The 20910-nt window shown below is 69.5% G+C and carries 17 protein-coding genes and 1 pseudogene; 6 read left to right on the forward strand and 12 right to left on the reverse strand.

The window, feature by feature from the left end:
* The first annotated feature begins 13 nt into the window (after positions 1 to 13).
* Positions 14 to 589 carry a flavin reductase family protein gene (locus ACFY0P_RS22445; protein ID WP_388915761.1) on the forward strand — a complete coding sequence of 192 codons (576 nt, stop codon included), beginning with the start codon at positions 14 to 16 and terminating at the stop codon, positions 587 to 589.
* A gap of 337 nt (positions 590 to 926) precedes the next feature.
* Positions 927 to 1700 carry an SDR family NAD(P)-dependent oxidoreductase gene (locus tag ACFY0P_RS22450; protein ID WP_388915764.1) on the forward strand — a complete coding sequence of 258 codons (774 nt, stop codon included), beginning with the start codon at positions 927 to 929 and terminating at the stop codon, positions 1698 to 1700.
* A gap of 351 nt (positions 1701 to 2051) precedes the next feature.
* Here ACFY0P_RS22450 and ACFY0P_RS22455 read toward each other — a convergent pair whose 3' ends face one another.
* Entirely contained in the window at positions 2052 to 3017 is a 966-nt protein-coding gene (locus ACFY0P_RS22455; RefSeq protein WP_388915767.1) for an SDR family NAD(P)-dependent oxidoreductase, read from the reverse strand.
* A gap of 37 nt (positions 3018 to 3054) precedes the next feature.
* On the opposite strand from ACFY0P_RS22455, the gene ACFY0P_RS22460 reads away from it, so the two are divergent.
* Positions 3055 to 3744 (forward strand): GntR family transcriptional regulator, encoded by a 690-nt coding sequence (locus ACFY0P_RS22460; protein ID WP_388915770.1) that lies wholly within the window; start codon positions 3055 to 3057, stop codon positions 3742 to 3744.
* Between the two features lie 236 nt (positions 3745 to 3980).
* Here ACFY0P_RS22460 and ACFY0P_RS22465 read toward each other — a convergent pair whose 3' ends face one another.
* The 5 genes from ACFY0P_RS22465 to ACFY0P_RS22485 form a co-directional block, all read right to left on the reverse strand.
* On the reverse strand, positions 3981 to 4682 hold the full coding sequence (locus ACFY0P_RS22465; RefSeq protein WP_388915773.1) for a LuxR C-terminal-related transcriptional regulator: 702 nt from the start codon (positions 4680 to 4682) through the stop codon (positions 3981 to 3983).
* A gap of 136 nt (positions 4683 to 4818) precedes the next feature.
* Positions 4819 to 6327, reverse strand: coding sequence for an MFS transporter (locus ACFY0P_RS22470; RefSeq protein WP_388915776.1), 1509 nt, complete (start codon positions 6325 to 6327; stop codon positions 4819 to 4821).
* A gap of 102 nt (positions 6328 to 6429) precedes the next feature.
* Positions 6430 to 7476, reverse strand: a complete 1047-nt coding sequence (locus ACFY0P_RS22475) for a lipocalin family protein (protein WP_388915779.1) — start codon at positions 7474 to 7476, stop codon at positions 6430 to 6432.
* Between the two features lie 941 nt (positions 7477 to 8417).
* Complete coding sequence (locus ACFY0P_RS22480; protein ID WP_388915782.1) at positions 8418 to 9662, reverse strand: DUF3500 domain-containing protein; 1245 nt, start codon at positions 9660 to 9662, stop codon at positions 8418 to 8420.
* Between the two features lie 24 nt (positions 9663 to 9686).
* Positions 9687 to 10382 carry a FadR/GntR family transcriptional regulator gene (locus ACFY0P_RS22485; RefSeq protein WP_388915784.1) on the reverse strand — a complete coding sequence of 232 codons (696 nt, stop codon included), beginning with the start codon at positions 10380 to 10382 and terminating at the stop codon, positions 9687 to 9689.
* A gap of 74 nt (positions 10383 to 10456) precedes the next feature.
* Here ACFY0P_RS22485 and ACFY0P_RS22490 point away from each other — a divergent pair, with 74 nt between their 5' ends.
* From ACFY0P_RS22490 to ACFY0P_RS22500, 3 genes and pseudogenes are all read left to right on the forward strand, one after another.
* Positions 10457 to 11326, forward strand: coding sequence for a fumarylacetoacetate hydrolase family protein (locus ACFY0P_RS22490; protein WP_388915787.1), 870 nt, complete (start codon positions 10457 to 10459; stop codon positions 11324 to 11326).
* A 685-nt stretch (positions 11327 to 12011) separates the two neighbouring features.
* Positions 12012 to 12176: pseudogene (locus ACFY0P_RS22495) on the forward strand (helix-turn-helix domain-containing protein); the annotation flags it as partial.
* Positions 12177 to 12230: 54 nt separating this feature from the next.
* Positions 12231 to 12755, forward strand: a complete 525-nt coding sequence (locus ACFY0P_RS22500; RefSeq protein ID WP_388916380.1) for an IclR family transcriptional regulator — start codon at positions 12231 to 12233, stop codon at positions 12753 to 12755.
* 384 nt (positions 12756 to 13139) lie between these two features.
* Here the strand turns inward: ACFY0P_RS22500 and ACFY0P_RS22505 are convergent, their stop codons facing one another.
* The 6 genes from ACFY0P_RS22505 to ACFY0P_RS22530 form a co-directional block, all read right to left on the reverse strand.
* Positions 13140 to 13829 carry a type 1 glutamine amidotransferase domain-containing protein gene (locus ACFY0P_RS22505; protein WP_388915790.1) on the reverse strand — a complete coding sequence of 230 codons (690 nt, stop codon included), beginning with the start codon at positions 13827 to 13829 and terminating at the stop codon, positions 13140 to 13142.
* Positions 13830 to 14069: 240 nt separating this feature from the next.
* Positions 14070 to 15263, reverse strand: a complete 1194-nt coding sequence (locus ACFY0P_RS22510) for a cytochrome P450 (protein WP_388915793.1) — start codon at positions 15261 to 15263, stop codon at positions 14070 to 14072.
* Positions 15264 to 15459: 196 nt separating this feature from the next.
* Complete coding sequence (locus tag ACFY0P_RS22515; protein WP_388915796.1) at positions 15460 to 16077, reverse strand: TetR/AcrR family transcriptional regulator; 618 nt, start codon at positions 16075 to 16077, stop codon at positions 15460 to 15462.
* 9 nt (positions 16078 to 16086) lie between these two features.
* A complete protein-coding gene (locus tag ACFY0P_RS22520) occupies positions 16087 to 18426 on the reverse strand; it encodes a bifunctional 3-(3-hydroxy-phenyl)propionate/3-hydroxycinnamic acid hydroxylase (protein ID WP_388915799.1) in 2340 nt (779 codons plus the stop codon).
* Positions 18427 to 18573: 147 nt separating this feature from the next.
* Positions 18574 to 19833, reverse strand: coding sequence for a DUF3500 domain-containing protein (locus ACFY0P_RS22525; protein WP_388915802.1), 1260 nt, complete (start codon positions 19831 to 19833; stop codon positions 18574 to 18576).
* A gap of 342 nt (positions 19834 to 20175) precedes the next feature.
* Entirely contained in the window at positions 20176 to 20469 is a 294-nt protein-coding gene (locus tag ACFY0P_RS22530) for a putative quinol monooxygenase (RefSeq protein WP_388915805.1), read from the reverse strand.
* Between the last annotated feature and the right edge of the window lie 441 nt (positions 20470 to 20910).

A 20910-nucleotide genomic window follows, 5' to 3' on the forward strand; every position in this document is an offset into this window, starting at 1 on the left:
AGGAACCTCCGCCATGACGACACTCGCCATGCCTTCGCCCGCCCACCCCCCGATCCACCTGACCGCGGCGGAGCGGGCGGAGTCACTGCCGGCCGAGACCTTCAGGTCGGCGTTCCGGATGCACCCCTCCGGCGTCGCCGTCGTGACCGGCGACCTGGATGGGCGGCCGGTCGCGATCACGGTCAGCTCGCTGGCCTCCGTCAGCGCCGAACCGCCACTGATCGTCTTCTCCGTCTCCTCGAAGGCCTCCAGCAGCTCGGTCCTGCGGCGAGCCGACAGCGTCGTCATCCATATGGTGGGCAGCGACCAGCTCTGGCTCGCGCAGCTCGGGGCCACCAGCGGGGTCGACCGCTTCGCCGATACGAGTGCCTGGACGCGGCTGGCCACGGGCGAACCGGTCTTCACGGCAGCCCCCGCGTGGGTGCGGGGGAAGGTGGTCTCCCGTATCGAGGCGGGAGAGGCCTCGATCTTCGTCGTGCACGCGGTGTCGGCGGCCGTGCCCGAGGGAGCCGCCGAGCCCGTGTCGGCTCCACTCGTCTACCACTCCCGGTCGTGGCACCGGCTCGATGAGCGCTCGAAGCTGGCGTAACCCGGGCGGGTTCCCGTGCCGGGTCCGACAGACCCGCACCCTCCCGCCGTGACGGTTCACGGCGTGCCGGTGAGGTCGCGCGTCACCTCGCGCCCTTGCTGCGGGGGCGGCCGGGCGCGGGTGGGCGGCTTCGGTGCGCAGGTCGTCGAGAGTGAAGGCGACGCCCGGCGCCAGCGCTCGGGGACCGCGCCCGTGACGCCTCGGGCCAGCAGATCATTGGCGCGCTTGGGAGCGTCCCGGAGGACCAGGCGGCCATTCTCCACAAGCCATCAAGGGCGAACACCCCGTCAGCCACACCCGGTCCTCCCGGACCGCCCAACCTTCTGGAGGAACTCTCATGTCCAAAGTGACCGCCGTCTTCGGTGCCGGTACCGGCCTGGGCCTGTCCGTTGCCCGCCGCTTCGGCCGGGAAGGCTTCCGTGTCGCCCTGGTGGCCCGCCGCAAGGAGCGGCTCGATGCCCTCGTCGCACAACTCACCGACGAGGGCATCGAGGCCGTCGCCTACCCCGCCGACCTCTCCGACCCTGCCGGGATTCCCGCCCTGGTGGACGCCATCCGCCGCCGCTTCGGCCGGATCGACGTCGTCGAGTACGGGCCGATCGGCGCCGACCAGGCCTTCACCCCGGCCGCCCAACTGGACGCGGCCACTCTGGAAAGGATCTCCCGGGTGCTCCTCCTGACCCCGGTGGAGGTGTTCCGCGCCGTACTGCCGGAGATGACCGCCCGCGGCGACGGCGCCCTCCTGATGACCACCGGCTACTCGGCCGTGCAGGGCGTGCCTCACCTCAGCGGCCCGGGCCCGGTGATGTCCGGCGCCCGCAACTACGTGTACTCACTCAACGGCGAACTTGCCGGCACCGGCGTCTACGCCGGCACCCTCACCATCGCCGCCCTGATCACCGGCAGTGAGTCGTTCGAGGCAGCCACCAAGGGCGGCATCGACCTTCCGGACACCGGCGTGCAGTTCCCCGTCGTCCACCCGGACGAACTCGCCGGGTACTACTGGGACATGTACACCCGGCGTGACCGCGTCGAGCAGGCCCACCCCGTGGAGTTGACCCCGAAGGCGGTCGCCCCCGCGTTCACTCCGCAGGCCGACGCCACCGAGTAACCTCCAGGAACCGCACGGCGGTTACCGCCCGAAGCCGAACAGGCCATGGGATCCCTGCGCGCCGGCCCGGCGGCCGCAGGACGCCGATGGTCACGTGCCCCAGCCGGAGATCGTCACGAACCATCAGCGTCGCCTGTCCGCGTGGACGAGATGGTGTTCCCGTCCACGAGGGGGCTCACCCGCGGGAAGATCTCCGCGCACCTGGCCGAGACCCGCCACGACGAGGTTCCGTACCTGTTCCACAGTCACCAGACGGTTCCCGAAGCGAAGTCGAAGCAGGCGAGCGGCGCCGGGACAATGCGTGCCCTCGCCTTCAGCCGCCGGCGGCCCCTCTCGGCCGGAGACCCCACTTCACGACGCCCTCGGCGACCGACCGGCCCAGCGACGGAGTGAGTGCCGCCGTCGTCCCGGTCGGCGTGCGGCGATCGGCGTCGGCGCGAACGTGTTCTCCACCATCGCCGCGGAGCCGGCCAACAGGCCTTGCCCCGGCGACCGTCGGCCGGGAGGTGCGCAGGCGATCCGCGGGCCGACCTTACCCGGTCGGGGCTCGGTCAATGGATGTGGGACCCGCCGTTGACGTCGTACGTCACGCCGGTGACGTAGCCGGACTCTGGCCGGGCCAGGAAAGCGATGACATTCGGCCACGTCCTCGACCACGCCGATGCGGCCTACCGGAACATCCGCGATCATCGCCGCCTTGCGCTCCTCGTCCAGCTTGCCCTGGGTGATGTCGGTGTCGATCAGGCCTGGGGCGACGGAGTTGACCGTCACTCCGGACGGGCCGAGTTCGCGGGCGAGCGCCTTGGCGAAGCCCAGCAGAGCGGCCTTGGCCGCCGAGTAGGCCCCCCCGAACACCCCGCCCCCGCGCTCGGCCGAGACAGACGACAGGAAGACGATGCGGCCGAACCGGCGCTCGGCCATCCCGGCGGCCACCCGGTGGGTCACCAGGAAGCTCCCGCGGACGTTGACGTCGAGGATCCGGTCCCACTCGGTGGGCGTGACGTCGAGGAAGCGCGTCGGGGACGTGATCCCCGCGTTGTTGACCAGGGCGCCGACCGGCGGGAGCGCCGCTTCGACCGCCCCGATGGCGGCGTCGACGGCGTGGGCGTCGGTGACGTCCGCGACAAGGCCCATGGCTTCCACGGCGTGCCGGGCGCTGATTTCCCGGGCGGTGTCCTCGGCGGTCTCCTTGTCCAGGTCGAGGACGGCGATGTGGTATCCCGCGGAGGCCAAGGCGTGCGCGGTCGCGCGGCCGATGCCACGGCGGGAGCCGGCACCGGTGATGACGGCGGTGCGAGGGGTGGGTTCGGTGGACATGCGGTACTCCAGAGAGAGGGGAAGAGGAGTGGACACCGTGTCCGGTCAGGCTTTGTCCAGTCTCACCCGCTCGACGACCCTCCGGGAGCGCGCGCTCGTGGCCCTGCGGACGGCCATCACCACAGGCCAGTACCGCCCCGGCGACCACCTCGGAGAAGTGGAGATCGCCGAGCACCTGTCGGTGAGCCGCGGCACGGTACGCGAAGCCCTGCGCCACCTTCAGCAGGAGGGGCTCCTCACCGCGGGAGCCCGCGGCATGCTGCGCGTGTCCCAGCTGACCCCGACCGAGGTAAGGGAACTGTTCCAGGTCCGGGAAGCACTCGAAGGACTCGCGGTGGCACAGATCATCACTTCACCACGCAGACGCGACGCGGCCGACGCCCTGCACAACGCCCTGGCAAAGCTCCACGACGCCTTCGAGTCAGGAGCGGATCTGGCCGCGAAGGTCGAGGCCGACCTCGGCTTCCACCTCCTGTTGTGCGAGCTCTCCGGCAACTCGATCCTCCTCAGGACCTGGCGGCAGCTGGAGGGGCCGATGCGCGTGGTGATCATGAGTGCGGCCGGCGAACGCCGCGATGTGGCCATGTCCGCGGCATCCCACTCCCCCATCGCCGACGCGATCGCACGCGGAGACGCGGCAGCGGCCCAGGAGATCCTTCACACGCACATGACCTCGGCGATCGAACAACTGGGCATCGAGCCGCAAGCTACCCCCGAGACTGCCTGACCGACGACCTGGCGGGCGCACCTCCATGCGGGCGAACGACCTCTGAGCTGCGCGGGCGCGTCAGGGCGCCCGAGGCTCCCGGTGGCAGTGGCTCATACACCTGAGGAGGGTCGAGCAACACCATCGCGCACGAGGTTGGCACCGGCCAAGACCGCGGGCCCCGCCGCTCGTCGCCTCGGTGTAGCCGGAAGAAGTCGCCGTAGCACGTCAGGACGACCCCTGTGTCGATTCACAGGTCAGGCCGCCGGTTGTACCAGGCCGGACTCGTAGGCGTAGGTAACCGCCTGGACGCGGGAGCGGGCCTGGATCTTGGCGAGGATGTGGCTGACGTGAGACTTGACGGTGGCCGGGGCGATGGACAGCCTGGCGGCGATCTCGGCGTTGGACCAGCCCGAGGCGACGGCGAGGAGGACGTCGCGTTCGCGTCCGGTGAAGGTGTCGGACCCGGTGTGCTGGTCCAGGGGGTGGGGGTTGGGCTGTTGGCGGACGGCGTCCACGAGTGCGCGGGTCAGGCCGGGGGTGATGACGGCGTCTCCGGCGGAGACGATGCGGATGGCGGCAGTGAGTTGGTCCGGGCTTGCGTTGTGCGGGAGGAATCCGCCGGCTCCGGCGCGCAGGGCTGCGTGGGCGTGTGCCTCGCCCCTGGTTGAGGCCAGGACCAGGACGCGGGGCGGGAGCCGGTCTGGTCTGGCGGAGTCGGGGGCGTCGGGGAGAAGGCGTACGGGTCGGGTGATGCGTCGGATGGCGTCGATGCCGTCCGTGTCGGGAGAAGGGGTGGCCATCAGGACGACGTCGGGACGGAGTGCGGCGCTCAGGCGGACCGCCTCGGCTCCCCTGACAGCTTCGCCGACGACGGTCAGGTCGGGCTCGGCGGTCAGGAGCATACGGAGGCCGAGTCGCTGCAGGGACTGGTTGTTGACGATGAGTACGGAGACCATGCCGGTCGTTCTCCTTGCCGGGTGTGGGATGCGACGTCATCGGCGAGGGTGTTTGGGGCGCCGGGCTGAGACGGCCCGCCGGGTTTGCGGCGGGCCGTCTCGGAGGATGGGGGCGGTCGCGAGCCCGGTCGGGGTCCTACATGTGGACGACGGGTGCAGCGTCGGGGTCCTGGGTGGGTACGCCGCGGCGGTACAGGACGATGCTGATGACCAGGCCGACGGCGAAGAAGGCGGCCGACCACCAGTAGGCGGTGGAGTAGCCCTCCAGGCTGGCATGGGCCTGGACGGCCGGGTCCGCCGGGTTCCTGCCGTCGAGGTAGTTGGTGACGGCGCTGGAGAAGAGGGTGTTGAGCAGGGCGGTGCCGAGGGAGCCGCCGACCTGCTGCATGGTGTTGACGGAGGCGGAGGCGACTCCGGCGTCCTCAGCGCCCACGCCCGCGGTGGCCAGGCTCATGGCCGGAGCCATCACCAGGCCCAGACCGAGGCCCGCCAGGACCAGCGGGGGCATGATGTTGGTGGCGTAACTGCTGTTCAGGTCGAGACCGGTCAGCCAGACCATGCCGGCGGCGGCGAGACCCATACCCAGCGGCACGACCACCTTGGGGCCGATGCGGGGGATCAGCACGGTGGAGGCGAGAGTGGAGGCCAGCATGAGACCGGCGACCATGGGCAGGAAGGCCAGCCCGGTCTTGACGGGCGTGTAGCCCAGGCTCTGCTGGAGGTAGTAGGTCAGGAACAGGAACACGCCGAACATGCCCGCGCCTGTGATCAGAACGGAGATGAAGGAGGCGCCGCGGTTGCGGTCGAACAGGACCCGCAGCGGCAGCAGGGGGTGGGCGGCGCGCGTCTGCCACCAGGTGAAGACCGCGAGCAGGACGGCTCCGGCGACGAGGAAGCCCCAGGTCTGCGGGGAGCTCCAGTCATGGCTCTCGGCATTGGAGAAGCCGTAGACCACGCAGAACAGGCCGCTGATGACCAGGACGGCGCCGGGGATGTCGAGGGTGGCGGACTTGTCGCGGGTGGTGCGCTGCAGCAGGAGCACGCCGCCGACGAAGGCGACCGTGGCGAAGGCGAGGTTGACGTACAGGGTCCAGCGCCAGTCGAGGTACTCGGTCAGCACGCCGCCCAGCAGCAGCCCGATGGCACCGCCGGCGCCGGCGATGGCGCCGAACACGCCGAAGGCCTTGGCGCGTTCCTTGGCATCGGTGAAGGTCGTGGTCAGCAGGGACAAGGCGGCCGGGGCGAGCAGGGCACCGAACACGCCCTGCGCCGCCCGCGCGACGATGAGCACCTCGAAGCTGCCCGCTGCGCCGCCCAGGGCGGACGCGCCGGCGAAGCCGACCAGCCCGACCAGGAAGGTCATCTTGCGGCCGAAGAGGTCGCCTATGCGTCCCCCGAGCAGGAGCAGGCTGCCGAAGGCGAGGGCGTAGGCGGTGACGACCCACTGCCGGTCGCCGTCGGAGAAGCCCAGGTCCTTCTGGGCCGAGGGCAGGGCGATGTTCACGATCGTCGCGTCCAGCACCACCATGAGCTGGGCCACGCCGATGACGACGAGGATCCACCAGCGGTGGCGAGGCGGTGCGTCGGCAGACGGGAGGGCGGACACGGTGGCCACGTCCGTCGTGTCGGCGGGGGTTCGAGGCATGACGAAGACTCCAGAACCGGGCGAAAGGATAGGGCGGTTGGGCAGTACGTGGGCAGGCAGCAGGGTCTTGTGGCCGAGTCGTTGTGCAGCGGCCGTGGACGGCTACTGTCCGCCGGTGAGCTCGACGTAGGTGGTGCCGGTGACCGGGCGGTGGTCGTAGGTGCCGGTGACGGCGGCGCTGCCTTCGTAGCGGGGCCCGGGGACCGTCAGTTCCTGGTCCTTGGCGTAGGTCTTGACGTTCAGCTTGGCGTGCTCGCCCGGGATGGTGATCTTCCAGCGCGTGGGGTACTTCTTGCCGGTGGTCGGGCTGGTCCACAGGGTGGAGCTGTCGGGCGTGAGGGTCGCCTCGGCGACGGTCTGCGTGCCGTCGGGCTTCTGGACGGTCGCCCAGGTGTTCTCCTTGCTGTCCTTCGTCTTCCAGAGGCTGACCTCGTCGCCGTTGGACAGGTTGAGATTCATCCAGGACCACGAGGCCCTGCCCGCGGCGATGTCGGGAAGGGGCCCCCACTGGTGGTCCAGCCAGGACTGCCCGCGGACCTTCTCGGTGCGACCGTTCAGGGTCAACGTCCCCGAGGTGTCCATGGTGGGGAAGGCGTACTCGTAGTTCGGGTACTTGGCGTCGCCGAACATGGGGAAGTAGCCCGTCCCCATGTTGTAGAGGACGTTGCCCTGCGGGCGGAAGGTGACGTCGATGGTCCCCTCGGGGACCTTGGCGCGCAGCTTCTGCTCCTTGGCGTCACCGGTCCAGGTGATGTTGTCGGTGTGGATGTCCACGCCCTGCTTGTCGGACAGGCCCGTGCGGGGCGGGAGAGCGATCTCCGACTTGGTGTACCAGCCGGTGTCCTCGTCGATGAGCGAGACGGTCGAGAGGGTGTGCCCCTGCTTGGCGTCGCCGGAAGTCAGGTGGTTGGCCATGAATCCGTAGCGGTGGCCCCCGGCGGTCACGTGGGCGGTCACGTACCAGGACTCGTTGACCCTGTCGGGGTTGGCGGTGAGGTCTGCGGCAGGGTCGACGGCGACCGGGAGGCTGGTCTGCCTCAGTCCCTGCCCGGAGGCGGTGGTCGCGGTGGCCGTTCCTCCCGAGGCGAGGGCGAGCGAGGCGATGAGTGTGGCGGCGACGGCGGTCGCGCCGACAGTGGCCTTGCGCATGATGACTCCTTGTGCAGATGTACTGCACGGATTGCACGGAGATAAATGTACGAAACTGTTTCGTACTCTCGATGGATGCGGTTACGGGCAGAAGAAAACCTGCTGGCGCCGGAGGTACGCCGGCTCGTCGGCGGGCGGCGCCTATCCTCGGGCGCTCCGCATCGACCACCCGAAAGGAATATCCAACGCCTGTAGGATTACCGATTCGGTGGCCCGTGTCAAGCCGGTGTCCGGGCAGGGACCGCCGCGTCAGATCCGGGACAGGCGCTGACCTGGGACGGTGCTCAGATGTGCCGATCGGGGCGGCTACGCCGGTGCGACCGACGGGCGCACGCCCGCACAGCCGACGGAGGAGGACACGTGGGAGGCAAACCGACCACCACTCGATGCCCGGACCGTCCCGGCGCGGACTCCGCCGCGGTGCCCGCGGAACCGGACGTGCTGCTGCGGGGCCTGGAGGCGTTCGCGGAGCTGAGGTACGACCGGGCGTCGGCGCGGGAGTTCGCGCGAGGTCTCGATGGACGTCGTGTTCTTCGCCGTCATCACCCCGGTGTCAGGACTGGTGCAGGAGCCGCTCGCCCGGCGAACGTGGCCCAGTAGCCGTCCTGGAAGCGATAGGCCGGCTCGGCGCTGTGTGCCGAACCCATCTGGGAACCCTTGGGGCTCGGGGCCGTCAAAGGTGGCGCGTTCGGGTCGTACAGCTCGTAGAAGTACGTCCTGGCGGCGCTGACCCCGCGCACCGAGCCGTCGCCGGTCCTCGCCAGAGGCGCGGCGCTCCCCTCCGGCGAGGCGTGCACCGCTGACGGCGCGACAAGGGCGACCGGCGCGAGCAGGCAGCCACCCGGTCGGCCGTCGCATGGTCCGATCCTCCGATTCGGAAGCGAAGGAAACCCCTGCGGCGAGGTTGCACCGCCTTTCTCCGCTCAGAGTGCAAGGGCCCCTCAGGCGTTCCGTGCCTGCCAGGCGCGCACGTAGGCGCGGCCGTAGTCGTTGCTGTGCGGAGTACGCAGCACGGTGTGGATGTGGAAAGGCCTGGGGGTGTCGTAGTCGAGGAAGACGCCGCAGTGGTGGTCGAGTTCGGCGATGAGCACAGGCGACTGGAGACGGTAGTAGAAGACGTCGCCGACCTCGTGCCCGCCGATCCAGCTGAACCAGGTCTCGTCGAGGTGGTCGCGGATCTCGCGCATCCGGGCCGCGCGCGGCCCGTCCGGCAGCAGGGACACGAACAACTCGGCGATCACCAGGAGGATCTCCCGGGCCCGCTCGGGCATGGCCGCGGCCCGCAGGCCCTCGACCGGAATCACCCGGTTGTCCTGGAAGGCACCGGCGAGGTGCCGTTCGTCGCCGGGGTGGATGCGGCCGGGCGGCATGGCGGGGTCGACCATGTGCTCGTACACGGTCGCGGTGGCGCGCTGATCCTGCGGAAGCGCGGCCATCAGATCCGTGCCGAGCCGGATCCGGTCGGTCAGGGCCACCGTGCCGGCGTGGGGGCCGTCGTCGATCTCGTTGGGTTCGGCGCCGAGGAACGCGGGACTGACGACCATGCGCCCCTCGACAACCAGGCAGTGGACGGCGCAGTGGTGGCCGAACAACTGCCAGCCCCACGGGGCGGTGGGGTCGGGATCGCCGTAGAGCGCGAAGTTGTAGCTGAACTCGTTGAGGATGCTCTGCAGACCCACGACCTCGCCGAGGAAGCCGTTGATCAGCATCAGGTCGCGCACCAGGCGGAAGCCGTCGGGGCTCAGCGAGGCCTCCACCAGGGCGAGAGCCTTCTGCCGGACCTCCGGTGGCTGGAACTCCAGGCGGATACCGGTGTCGAACTGCAGGAACTCCGGGTTGGCCCAGGTCTGCCACTCGACCCCGTCCACCGGGTGGCACAGCTCGGCACGGGCGTCCGCGTCGAGCGCCGCCAGCAGGTCCCGCACCGCGGCGACCATGTCGGCGACGGGAGCCTCTTCGCCAGGGCGGGCGGGTTCCCAGGCGTGTACCTCGGGCCGTGGCGTGCCGTCCTCGCTCACCCCACGGAAGTCGGCGAGCTGCAGGGGTTTCCAGCCGCGGATCAGCCCGCCGGTGAACGGGTCCGCCTTGGCCGCCTCCCGGTATTCGTAGGCGTCCAGGCCTCTGATCGAGGACAGACGCGGTGCGTTGGACGGGTAGAGGTGCTTGCGGTACTCGGCTGATGGCATGACGACTCCCGTGACCCCGTACGTTCAGTCGGTGTGGTTGTGGCGTGCGACGGCCGCACGAACGGCGTCCTCGTCCCCGGCCGCGATCGCCTCCACCAGGTCCACGTGGATCCGCAGGCGCCTCGCCCGGTAGGCGTCGGCGTCCCGGTCGGCGGCGCGCGCGGTGGACGACGTGAGATGTCCGAGCGTGCCGATGTAGACCGCGCGGGCCATGGCGTTCGGGCACAGCCGCGCGATGCCCTCGTGCAGGGCCCAGTTGGCGCGCATGAGTCCGTCCCAGTCCGACGCGGCCGCCATGTCGTTCAGGCAGGCCCGCAGCGGCGGGATGTCGCCCGCACCCGCGCACCGGGCGGCGCCGACGGCGACGAGTTCCTCCAGGTGGTTGCGGAGCTCGATGGCGTCCGCGACCGTGCCCGGTTCTCCCGCGACGCTCAGCAGGGTGTGCCGCAGCCGCACGACCGGGCTCTGGTCCGCGACGAAGAGTCCGCCGCCGCGACCGGGGCGGATGTCGAGCACCCCACGGTCACGCAGGAGCCGGATGGCTTCACTGACGGTGGCGCGCGCGAGACCTGACTCCTGCCGGACCTCCTCGATGGTGCCGATCGCGGAGCCGGGACTCAGTTCGCGGACGCGGTCCTCGAGGGCGTTGGCGAGTCGCTCGGCCCGTGTGCCGCCAGGAGCGCTCAGGCCGGCCAGCAGGGCGCGGTTCTCGTTGACCATGACGGTATTCAATCACAAAGGTTATAACCTTTAGAGTCTATGGCATTGCTGTCTTCCCGAGCGGAGAAGTGCGGATGCAGATCGTTGGAGTGGCGTACGGCGACGAGGTGCGGGTTGCGAACCCGTCGCCGGACGGCGACCGGTTCACCGTGGTGGCCGGGCTGCGAAAGTTCTGGGCCGACCCCGAAGCATGGCTGGCCCGCCCCCCGACCGGCGAGGTGGTATCCGCGGGTGAGGCGCGCCTGGTGCCGCCGGTGCTGCCGGAGGCACAGATGCTGTGCGTCGGTCTGAACTACCTCGACCACGCCGCCGAAGGGTCCTACCGCCACCAGGAACTGCCCGAGCACCCCACGCTGTTCGCGCGGTGGACGCGGTCGTTGACGGTCGGCGGGGCCGAGATCCCCGTGCCCTCCACCGAGGATGGTCTCGACTGGGAGGGCGAGATCGTGGCCTGGGTGGGCCGACGCCTGGTGGACGCGGACCCCGCCGAGGCGCTCGATGCGGTGGTCGGTTACTCGACGTTCAACGACATCACCGCGCGGCGGGCGCAGAAACTGACCTCACAGTGGACCCTCGGGAAGAACGCCGACCGCTCCGGCCCGCTGGGCCCGATGGTGCCCGCCGGCGAGGTGGGTGACCTGCGGGACGGACTGCGGGTGCGGACCCGGGTCAACGGCACAACGGTCCAGGACGCCTCCACCAGCCAGATGATCCACCACGTGGGCGAGACGCTGGCCCACATCTCGCGCACCCTCACGCTGCGCCGAGGTGACCTGCTGGCCACCGGCACCCCGTCCGGTGTCGGCTACGCCCGCACACCGCCCTGGCTGCTGCGCCCCGGCGACACGGTGGAGGTCGAGGTCGAGCGGCTCGGGATCCTCCGCAACACGATCGTGGACGGGGGCCACCGCCGAAAACCTCCTCTCGGGGATCCGCCCTGTTGAGGACGCACGGTGTTCCCGGGTCGTCCTCGGGCAGGAACAGTGGTCTCTCCCCCGCAGGACAGACGGGTTGACCCGGTTCCGGACGCGGGAACGTCGCTCGCCCCCTCCGGAACCGGAACCGCGGTGCTGGGCCCGCAGGCGACAGACCGCTTGGCCGCTGGGGGCATGGCCGGTGATCAGGATGTGGATCTCGCGCGGTCGCCTCGCGGTCGACGTGGATGGTCTGCAGTCGGACCTCAGCAGGGAAGCGTGCAGGTTCCGTACCAGGGCATGCTCAGCCGCTCGGGACCAAGATCCGGAGTGGTGTCGAAGGACGTGAGCGCCGGCCGGACAAGTTCGAAGTCGACTCGGCGCTGCCGATCGGTGACGGCAGCCCCGATCTCGAAGGTCCGAGCGGGAGCTCACGAAATGACCATCATCTCGGCGCAGGACTCGAGGCCGACGATCGCCATGGTCAAACCCCGACAGGGTCGGCGTGCGCTGACCCGGATGTTCCGATGACACCGCGCCGACCATCACGAATTCGGCGTACAGTCGACCCATTAGACGGTCAAGTGATCCATCATACGGACCGAAGGGCCTCACAGCTGCGATCAGAAGCACTTCCCATGGCGCCCTCACTACGATGACGGGGTCCACCACCGAAGGAGAGAGCGTGAGTGAGTCGTCGGGTACACGGCAGGGAATGCAGTCGGTGCTGCGATCCCTTGATGTCCTCGAAGCCGTCGCCCGGTCACAACCCGTCGGAATCAGCGCCCTGGCGAGGTCGCTGGGAATCCCGAAGGCGACCGTCCACAGGATCTTGCGCACTCTCGGCGAGGCCGGCTGGCTGGCCCCGCAGGGAGCACCCGGAGAACAGCGCTGGGTCCTGACCGCTCGGGCGCTCGCGGTCGGAGCGAGGGTCATGACTCAGGACGACCTCCGAGAACGAGCCCGCCCCGTCCTCGAAGAACTCGGCCGGCAAACGGCCGAGAACATCCACCTGTCCGTCCCGGACGGCGAGTCGCTGGTCCTGATCGACAAGGTGCCGTCCACCCGGCCCGTTCAAACGGTCGCCCAGGTCGGCGAACGTGTTCCCATGGTCCTCACGGCGTCGGGCTGGGCCTACCTCTCCCGCCTACCGACTTCGGAGCGGGGCACCCGAATCCCGTCCGTCGTCGATCTGGCCACCGGCGGACGCCTTACCCGCAAGGAGGTGCTCGCCGAGCTGGAGGCCATCGCGGAACGGGGTTTCGCGGTCAACCCCGGTCGGTGGCGACCGGACGTCTCCGCGGTCGGTTCGGCCATCAGCGATCGCCAGGGACAACCCGTAGCCGCCCTGTCGATCTCGTTGCCCAGCTACCGACTCACCGACGATCTCCACGAGCCCTACGGACAGTTGGTGATGGAGGCGACCGACCGGATCTCGGCGGAACTCGCACGCCGCTGACGAACGCTCGACGTCCGCCAAGTGCGTACGGGAGGACGTAGACGCCGTCGAGCCGACACCCCTAGTGCGCCGTTGGCGCTCGGGACCGCATACCCTCGCCCGTCGGCGACGTCATCGCTAGAGCGAGACGGCAAGCATCTTTACATCATCCACAAGGGGGGCCAGTCCCCCAGTACGACGACTGGTCCAACCGCTCCCGGCGGCCGTTAGGATCTTGACGGCAGTTACTGTCTCTGGCCGGTGCGGGACCGGATCGGTTCTCCCGCTCTTCGGGCGGGCCCGGGGTCACAGTGTGGCCGGCCCTGGTCGACCCGGCCGAGCCGGCGCAAAGGGCCGAATCGGCCGGGTGGTTCATGCACTCGCGGAGCATGACAACCTACGCGCTCACACGCCGCCCGTGTTGAGCAGCTCGATCAGGGCGTCGGCAGCGGGAGCCGATGAGGCCGGGTTCTGCCCGGTGATCAGCAGACCGTCCTTGAGGACGTAGGGCTGCCAGTCGCCGGTCTTGGAGTAGACGCCTCCGAGCCTGGTGAGTTCGTCCTCGACCAGGAAGGGGACGATGTCGGTGAGCTGGACGGCCTCTTCCTCGGAGTTGGCGAATCCGGTGACCGTCTTACCCGAGACCAGGGGGGTGCCGTCCTCGTTGACGACGTGGCGCAGGACGCCGGGTGCGTGGCACACCAGTCCCACCGGCTTGCCCGAGCGCAGGGTCGACTCGATCAGCCGGGCGGAGACGGTGTCCTCGGCCAGGTCCCACAACGGTCCGTGCCCGCCGGGGTAGAACACCGCGTCGAAGTCGCCGGCCGAGATCGCGTCGAGGCGCACGGTGTTCGCCAGTGCCTTGGTCGCCTCCTGGTCGGCCTCGAAGCGCCGGGTGTCGTCGGTCTGGGAGCCGGGCTCGTTGCTCTGGGGGTCCAGCGGCGGCTGTCCGCCCTTCGGCGAGGCGAGGGTGATCTCCCAGCCGACCTCCCTGAAGCGGTAGTACGGCGCCGCCAGTTCCTCCAGCCAGAACCCGGTCTTAAGGCCGGTGTCACCCAACTCGTCGTGCGAGGTGAGGACGATGAGGACCTTCATGACGCAACTCCCTTGATTGATGAGACCAGTCAAACATTCAGATGAAGCGGACCTCCTGGTCGATCGTCCAGGAGGCACGGCCCTTCTACAGGTGCAGCAGCCTGCGGGGAACGCTTCGCGCGCCGAGCGTCACCCGGCCGGCACCGACGTTGCCGTCGGAGACACAGACGACACCGAGAGCCTTCAAAGACCCGCGGCAGAGCCTCTGCCCGTCGGTCGAGACAGGAAAGGACGGCCGTGTCACGCCCCAAGACGCCTCACCCGTCCGCGCGCACCAGCAACGCGGCCATGGGGCAGACGCCGGCACCGGCAACCGCGGCGTCCTCCTTGTCCGCCGGCACCTGCCGGTCCTCGTACTCGAAGGTCACATAGCCCTCCTCGCAACTCGACGCGGGCGACACCCTGACCGGCGCAGGTGTGCGTGCCGTATCCGAATCCGAGGTGATCGAGCGGATTCCGCCGGAAATCGAACTCGTCCGCGCGCTCCCACTTCCGTTCGTCACGGTTCGCGGAGGCGACGAGCGGCCACACCCGAGCACCCCGCGGGATCGCCATACCGCCAAGCTCCGTATCGTGCGCGGCGACGCGGGCGAAGCCCCGGAAGGGACTCTCGAACCGGACAAGCTCGTTGATCGTGGAAGCCACCAGCCCGGGCTCGACGCGAAGCGCGGCCCACTGGTCCGGGCGCTCGGCGAAGACGACGAGCAGATGGCCGATCGCCGAGGCCGTGGTCTCCAGCGAGGGACCGATGTGGTCGATGAAGAGCAGCGGGCATTTCTTCGCGGGAATGACACCCTGGTCGGCTGCCTCGAGCATGGCCGCGCTGATGGTACCCGGCGTGACCTCCCCGTTCTTGGCGAGCTCATGGGTGAATGCCAGCATGCGCATCGACATCTCCATGTTGCCGGGGGTGCGCTCCGTTACCGGGCCCAGCAGGTCGGTACCCACCTTCACCCACTCGTAGAGGTGGTCACGATTACGGTCGGGCAGGCCGAGGAAGTCAGGGATGACCGACATCGGCACCGCCTCGGCCAGTTCCCTGACACCGTCGATCTCCCCTCGGGAAACGACGTCCGCGACGAGGCTCCTCGCCTTCTGGGCGATCTCCTCGCCACGGCCCCGTATGACGCGGGGCTTCAGTCCGTTCGCGACGACGGAGCGCAGCAGGTCGTGCTCCGGCGGGTCGCTGACGAGAGTGGTACCCCGGACCATCTGGTTCAGCTCGGGATTGAAGCCCACGCCTTCGCCGGAAATGAACGACGTGTGATCCGCCAGCGCGGCTTTCACCTCGGCGTAACGCGTGACCGCGTACGCGTCCGGTTCACGCAACCTGACAACAGGACCCAGCTCGCGCAACTGTCGGTACTGCTCGTAGCGGGTGCGCTGATCCGACGTCGCGAACATGTCGACGTCCGTCACGGGCGGGACGGTCACGATTCCTCCTCGAACTACGCGGCGACGCGCGGCAGACCTGGCCTGATGTCATTTCACGCGTTTCCTGACGACGTTTTCCGACGAGTTCACCGCTCGCATGGAACCGCTACTTGCACCAGGTTTTTCGCCTCCTGAAAGGATCTTTCGATAGGTCAGCTCGGCAAGACTGATGTGCCACAGCTTCAAGGGGACATGCTCATGACTCGAAAGCGGGAGGAACGACAGGGCGGTCGGTCAGCAGCGCGGGCATGATCGCCAGGTCGACGTAACGCGTCGCGTAGTCCATGTCGAGGAAGGCCCCCTCGGTCAGCGGCCGGGCCATCAGCGCGACGAACAGCAGCTGCGGCAGGAACTCGACGGCGGCCGGCCGGACGGCCAGCTCGCCGCGCCGGACGGCTCGTTCCACGAATCCGTCCAGCGCGGCGGACTCGGGTTCGACGAGCGACGTGCGCATGGCCGAGGCGAGCTCCGGGTCGATAAGCACGGCGTGGGCGAGCGCCGCCACCAACTCGGTGTCCCGCTGCACATCCGCCACCAGTTGGCCGCACAGGGCCAGCAGGTCACCGCGCAACGTGCCGGTGTCGATCGCGCCTGTGTCCACCCGCCGCGTGGCGTACAGCGCCGCCACGATCAACTGCGGCTTGCCGCGCCAGATGCGGTACAGCGTGGCCTTGCTACAGCGGGCCCGGACCGCCACCGCGTCCATCGTCATGGCCTCGTAGCCGACCTCACGCATCACGTCGAGGGCGGTGGTGAGCAGTTCGACCCACCGCTCGGCCGTCAGCCGCTTGCGGCGGATCGGCTGGTCCGGCATACGAGGGCCTCACCGGTTGCCCGAGGCAGAACCGACCCGGTCCGTGACGAAGGTCTCGACGAGATCGACGAATTCATCTGGCGCGGTGTTCTGCAGGTCGTGGCGGCCACCGGGAACCAGCCGGAACTCCCCTTCGGGCAGGGCCGTGCGGAAGGTCTCCTCCAGGGACGGCTTCAGGACCTCGTCGTCGGTGCCGAGAAGCCCCAGTACCGGAATCCCACGCTCACGCACGACGGCGATCGCCTCGGTGGCGTCCTGGTCCGGGGGTGTCAGCTGGATCATCCGCATCCGGTTCGCCATCTGGTGCGCGACGTACCCGGGGGTGGCCCACGGCTTGTTGGGGTGGATCGTAGGAGCGCCGGCCGGTAGCGGGTGCTGGTCCTCCGGTCGGCTCGGTGTCATGGACGCTTCGAGGATGACGCCCTGCACCCGGTCCGGGATCCTCGCGGCCATGTGCAGCGCGTTGGCGCCCCCCATGGATGTTGCCAGCAGGACGAACGGCCCGTCGATGAGGTGGTCGACCGCCTCGGTCAGCAACGCACCGATCTCGCTCTGGGACATCGGCCGTGACACGCCCGTCTGGTCGCCCCAGCCCGGGGGGTTGATCTCCACGACCCGGTACCGCTCGGCCAGACGGTCCTTGGCGGCGGACATCTCCAGGCCGGCGGAACCGGGCAGTGACACGATGGTGCCGAGGGGGGCCGCGGGGGCGGCTTCGGCGTAGTGCAGGGTGAATTCGCCAGCCGGGACCGTTGCCCGGCTGAAGGCGGCTCCGGGCCGCGGGACGGGCGGCTGCGTGGCGGACGAGGCAGGGAGTTCGGTTCGTGTCAGCGCTGCGGCCAGGGCGTCGATCAGTGCGGGAAGGTCCTCAGCCCTCGCCGCGGTGCCGAAAAGGTAGAAGTCCGGGCGGCTGAGGTAGGCGACCAGGCCGTTCTCGTCCAGGAAGCTTCGGTAGGTGCCGTCGACGTCCTCGACGTCGTCCGGACCGAGGACTACGACATGAACGCGCAGTCGCTCGAGCAGGGCGGTGTGGGCCGGCGTCAGCAACTCCGCGACCGGGGTCCGGCTGACCAGTTGGAAACCGAAGCCGACGAGATCGTCGAGCAGCCCGCTGCGCTCCCCGATACGGACGCGCCCCTGCGGACTCAGCGAGCCGGCCAGCGGAGCCAGGTCGCCCTCGGGCGTGTCCCGCAGGAATCCGGTCGTCAGCGTAGACGCGGACGGGAGTGGCACCTCGCCGCTGCGCAGGAAGGCGTCGCGGGCGGCGGCCTTGTCCGGGTCGGTCTCCGCGGCCAGGGCCCACCCCATCAGCGAAGCCTGGATGATGGGGGCGACGTGGGCGAGCCGCTCCGGCCCATAGGTGTCGAGAACCGTGGCGGAGGCCCGGCCGTCGAGCACGAGGTCGAGACGCCACGCGAGGTTGATGGCATCCCGCATCGCGCTGCACGATCCCTGCGCCCCGGAGGGGGTCATGAGATGGGCGGCGTCACCACCGAGGAAGACGTTGCCCACCCGCATCCGGTCGGCGATCTCGGAACGGAACCGGTACCTGACCTGCCGCGTGACGCGCACCGACTGCGCTCCGATGCCGGTCTTGTCCCGCAGGAAGCCCAGTGCGTGCTCGTGGGTGCAGACCTCGGCAGGGTCGTCGGGCAGCAGCCTCATGTCGATGCGGCATCGCCGGTCGCCGTTCGGTCCCCAGTAGTAGGCACGGGGGGCTTCCAGGTGCAGCTCGGTCGACGGGGTGGCGACCTCGGGATCGATGATGTCGTAGTCGGTCATCACCCACTCGTCGTCATGGCGGTGGATCACATCCATACTGATGCCGACCGCCTGCCGGACGAAGCTCGATCCCCCGTCCATGCCGACGGCGTAGCGGGCGTTCACCCGGATCTGCTCACCGTCCGCGTCCCTGACGGCGGTGACGACGACCCGGTCACCGAGGTCCTCGACACCGGTGGCAGTCGTGCCCCAGTGGACCTGCACCGACGGGCAGGCGTCCACACGGTCGTGCATGGCGGCTTCGATGTTGGGCTGGTGGAGGCTGAGACGGAGAGGGTGGCCGCACGCGGTACTGCTCCAGTCGCCCACGAGAGCCAGCTTGCCGTCGGCACCGTAGAGGCTCACGGTCGCCTGGGGCACCGAGTCCTTGAGAGCTGCGGCGGGGTCTGCGGCGTGTTGCAGGACACGGGCGATCTCGCCGTCGAGCGTGCTCATCCGGGGCAGGTTGTAGGGGGCCGGGAACTTCTCCAGCACGGCCACCTTGTGGCCTCGTTGTCCCAGGAGGGAAGCCAGTACGGCACCTCCCGGTCCGTACCCGACGATGACGACGTCGACATTGATGTCCATAGCGGCTCCTAATGTGGCATGGGAAGTCACGGGACCCCGCGGCCCAGGGGTGGCGTGACGTGCGGCTCGATGTCCGCCGACGCCTGCGGTGTCCGGCTGGGGCGGGCGGCAGGCGGTGGGCGGGGGTTCAGGTGGGAGTCGGTCTTCTCAGGTACGGGGCTTCCACAGCAGACGGCCGTAGTCGTTGCCGTTGGGCAGCCGCAGGATGGTGTGGATGTGGAAGCGGGCCGGGACCGGATTGGTCAGGAACATGCCGGCGTGGTGGTCGAACTCGATGAGCACCACCGGGCTCTGCACCCGGTAGTAGAACGGCTGCTCGTCGTCGACGCCACCGATCCAGGTCAGGTACGTCTCCGGGAGGTGCGCACGCACCTCGCGCATCCGGGCCGCCCGTGGGCCTTCGGGCAGCAGGTCGCTGTACTGCTCGATGACGGCCAGCAGCAACTGCTGCTGCTCGCCGTCCAGTTCGGTGGCGCGGATGCCCTCCACCGGGATCACACGGTTGTCCTGGAACGCGCCCGCGAGGAACCGCTCCTCCACCGGGTGCACCCGTCCTTCCGGCATCCGTGGATCGCGCACCTCCGGGTAGCTGCGGGCCACGGAGAGCTGTCGCGGAGTCAGGCTGTTGACGAACGACAGCCCGACCCGTTCACGGACACCCAGCGGCCGGACACCTGCATCCGGCCCGATGTCGGCGCTGTCCGGCTCTGCACCGAGAAAGACCGGGCCGATCACCATCCGGTCCCCGGCCACCAAGGCGTTGACGCACACGTGGTGCCCGTACAGGTGCCATCCCCACGGCCGGTCCAGGGACGGTTCGCCGAAGACGGCGAACTGGTAGCTGCCGGTGTTCATGACCCCGCTCATGCCGGTGAGCTCACCGAGGAAGCCGTTGAGCCGCATCAGATGGCGCACCACGGTGTAGCCGTCCTCGCCGAGGGTCGCCCTCACCAGCCCCAGCAGCGCGTCCGCGGTCCGCTCCGACACCTCCTCCAGACGAAGGCCGTTGTCGTACAGCAGCACCTCGGGGTTGCTCCACGTCCGCCACTGCGGGGCCTCCAGCGGATAGGTCAGCCGCTGCCACTGCTCCTGAGTGGTGTGGCGGCGGATCTCCTCGACCGCGCGGAGCATCGCCTCGGTGGGCGGGCGTTCGGCATCGGGGACCGCCCCGAGTTCGTAGACGCCGTGGCGGACGCGGCCGTCGGTGGTGATGCCGACGTACGGTTCTTCCGCGCTCTCGCGCCACTGGCGTGCCACCTCGCCGAGCACCGGAATGCTCAGCCGGGCGTCGGCGTACGTCCGAGCCGTGTGCTCGTGCAGGCCGGCGACGCGCGGGTCGTCGGGGGCGGGAACGTAGCGACGGAACCGTGTTGTGTGCTGCACATCGGTCTCAGGCGGGTTCGGCATGATGACTCCTTCCGACGATGCCCAGGTCGGCGAGGATGACGCGTACGCCTCGCAGGAAGGCCGGGCCGGGCTCGGCGGACTCCGTTGTCGCTGTCATGGCGCCCTTCATTCCACCTCGGTCCGCAATATGGACCAGTGAACCGGGATAAGAACCTCAGGCAAACTTAGGCCTGGCCTTCCAGGAGCGTCAAGCAGGTGGAAAGGATGCCCCCGAGGCCTGCGGACCTGGGGTCTCGAGCCAGATCGCGACCCACAGGGCCTGCTGGGCACAGGCCCTGGTCCGGCAGGTCGGCTCGTGATCGCCGGGGCTTCGGGGAGCACACCCGACTCGCGGACTACGCGTCAGAAATCGAGCACGGTGGTGAACTCGTGGGAGCGGTCCGCCAACGCCGGAGCCGCCTGGCCCACCGCGTACTTGGTGAAGTGCGGGTAGTTGCCGTGCGCCTTGACCGCGTCCTCGTCGTCGTAGATCTCGAAGAACCTGAAGACCGTGGGCTGATCAGGGTCCTGGTGGACGATGTACGCCTGACATCCGGGTTCGGCACGAGCGGCTGGGACCAGTTTGGCCAGGGCGTCGCGGACGACGTCCTCCTTGCCGGGTTGAGCCGTCCAGATGGCGGAGATGGCGATGGCCATGGGAGGTACTCCTCGGCGTTTCCTTGTGCGGGGGTGCGATGACGGCGGCGCCGGTCGGGCCGCCGGTGGTCAGAGTGTCGAGGTGGTGGTCGCGGCGCCCGGAACAGCCGCGACAGGCGGTCATCGACGAGCGCGATCGCCCGCCCCGTGAGGAGTACGGTGGCGTCGCGAACCGAGGAACCCTGCTTCCCGCGCCGGGTCGGCGAGGGTCCGCCGTGTGCTTCACGAGGCGCGGACCCTCGCCGTGCACTGCCTGGCCCAGCAGAACGTCAACACCCCTCCCCGCCCGCCCCGCACCCGACAACCGCGAGGTCGGCGCCCAGATGTGCCTGCGGCTCCCGACCTTCGCGGGGCGGCCGGCGGATGCGTGGCCGACGACCGCCCCCTGTGAAGCCTCTCGGCGGCGTCCGAGCGCACGGAGGCGTTCAGGAACCTATCCCC

Source organism: Streptomyces sp. NPDC001714, assembly GCF_042892755.1.
Classification (GTDB): Bacteria; Actinomycetota; Actinomycetes; order Streptomycetales; family Streptomycetaceae; genus Streptomyces.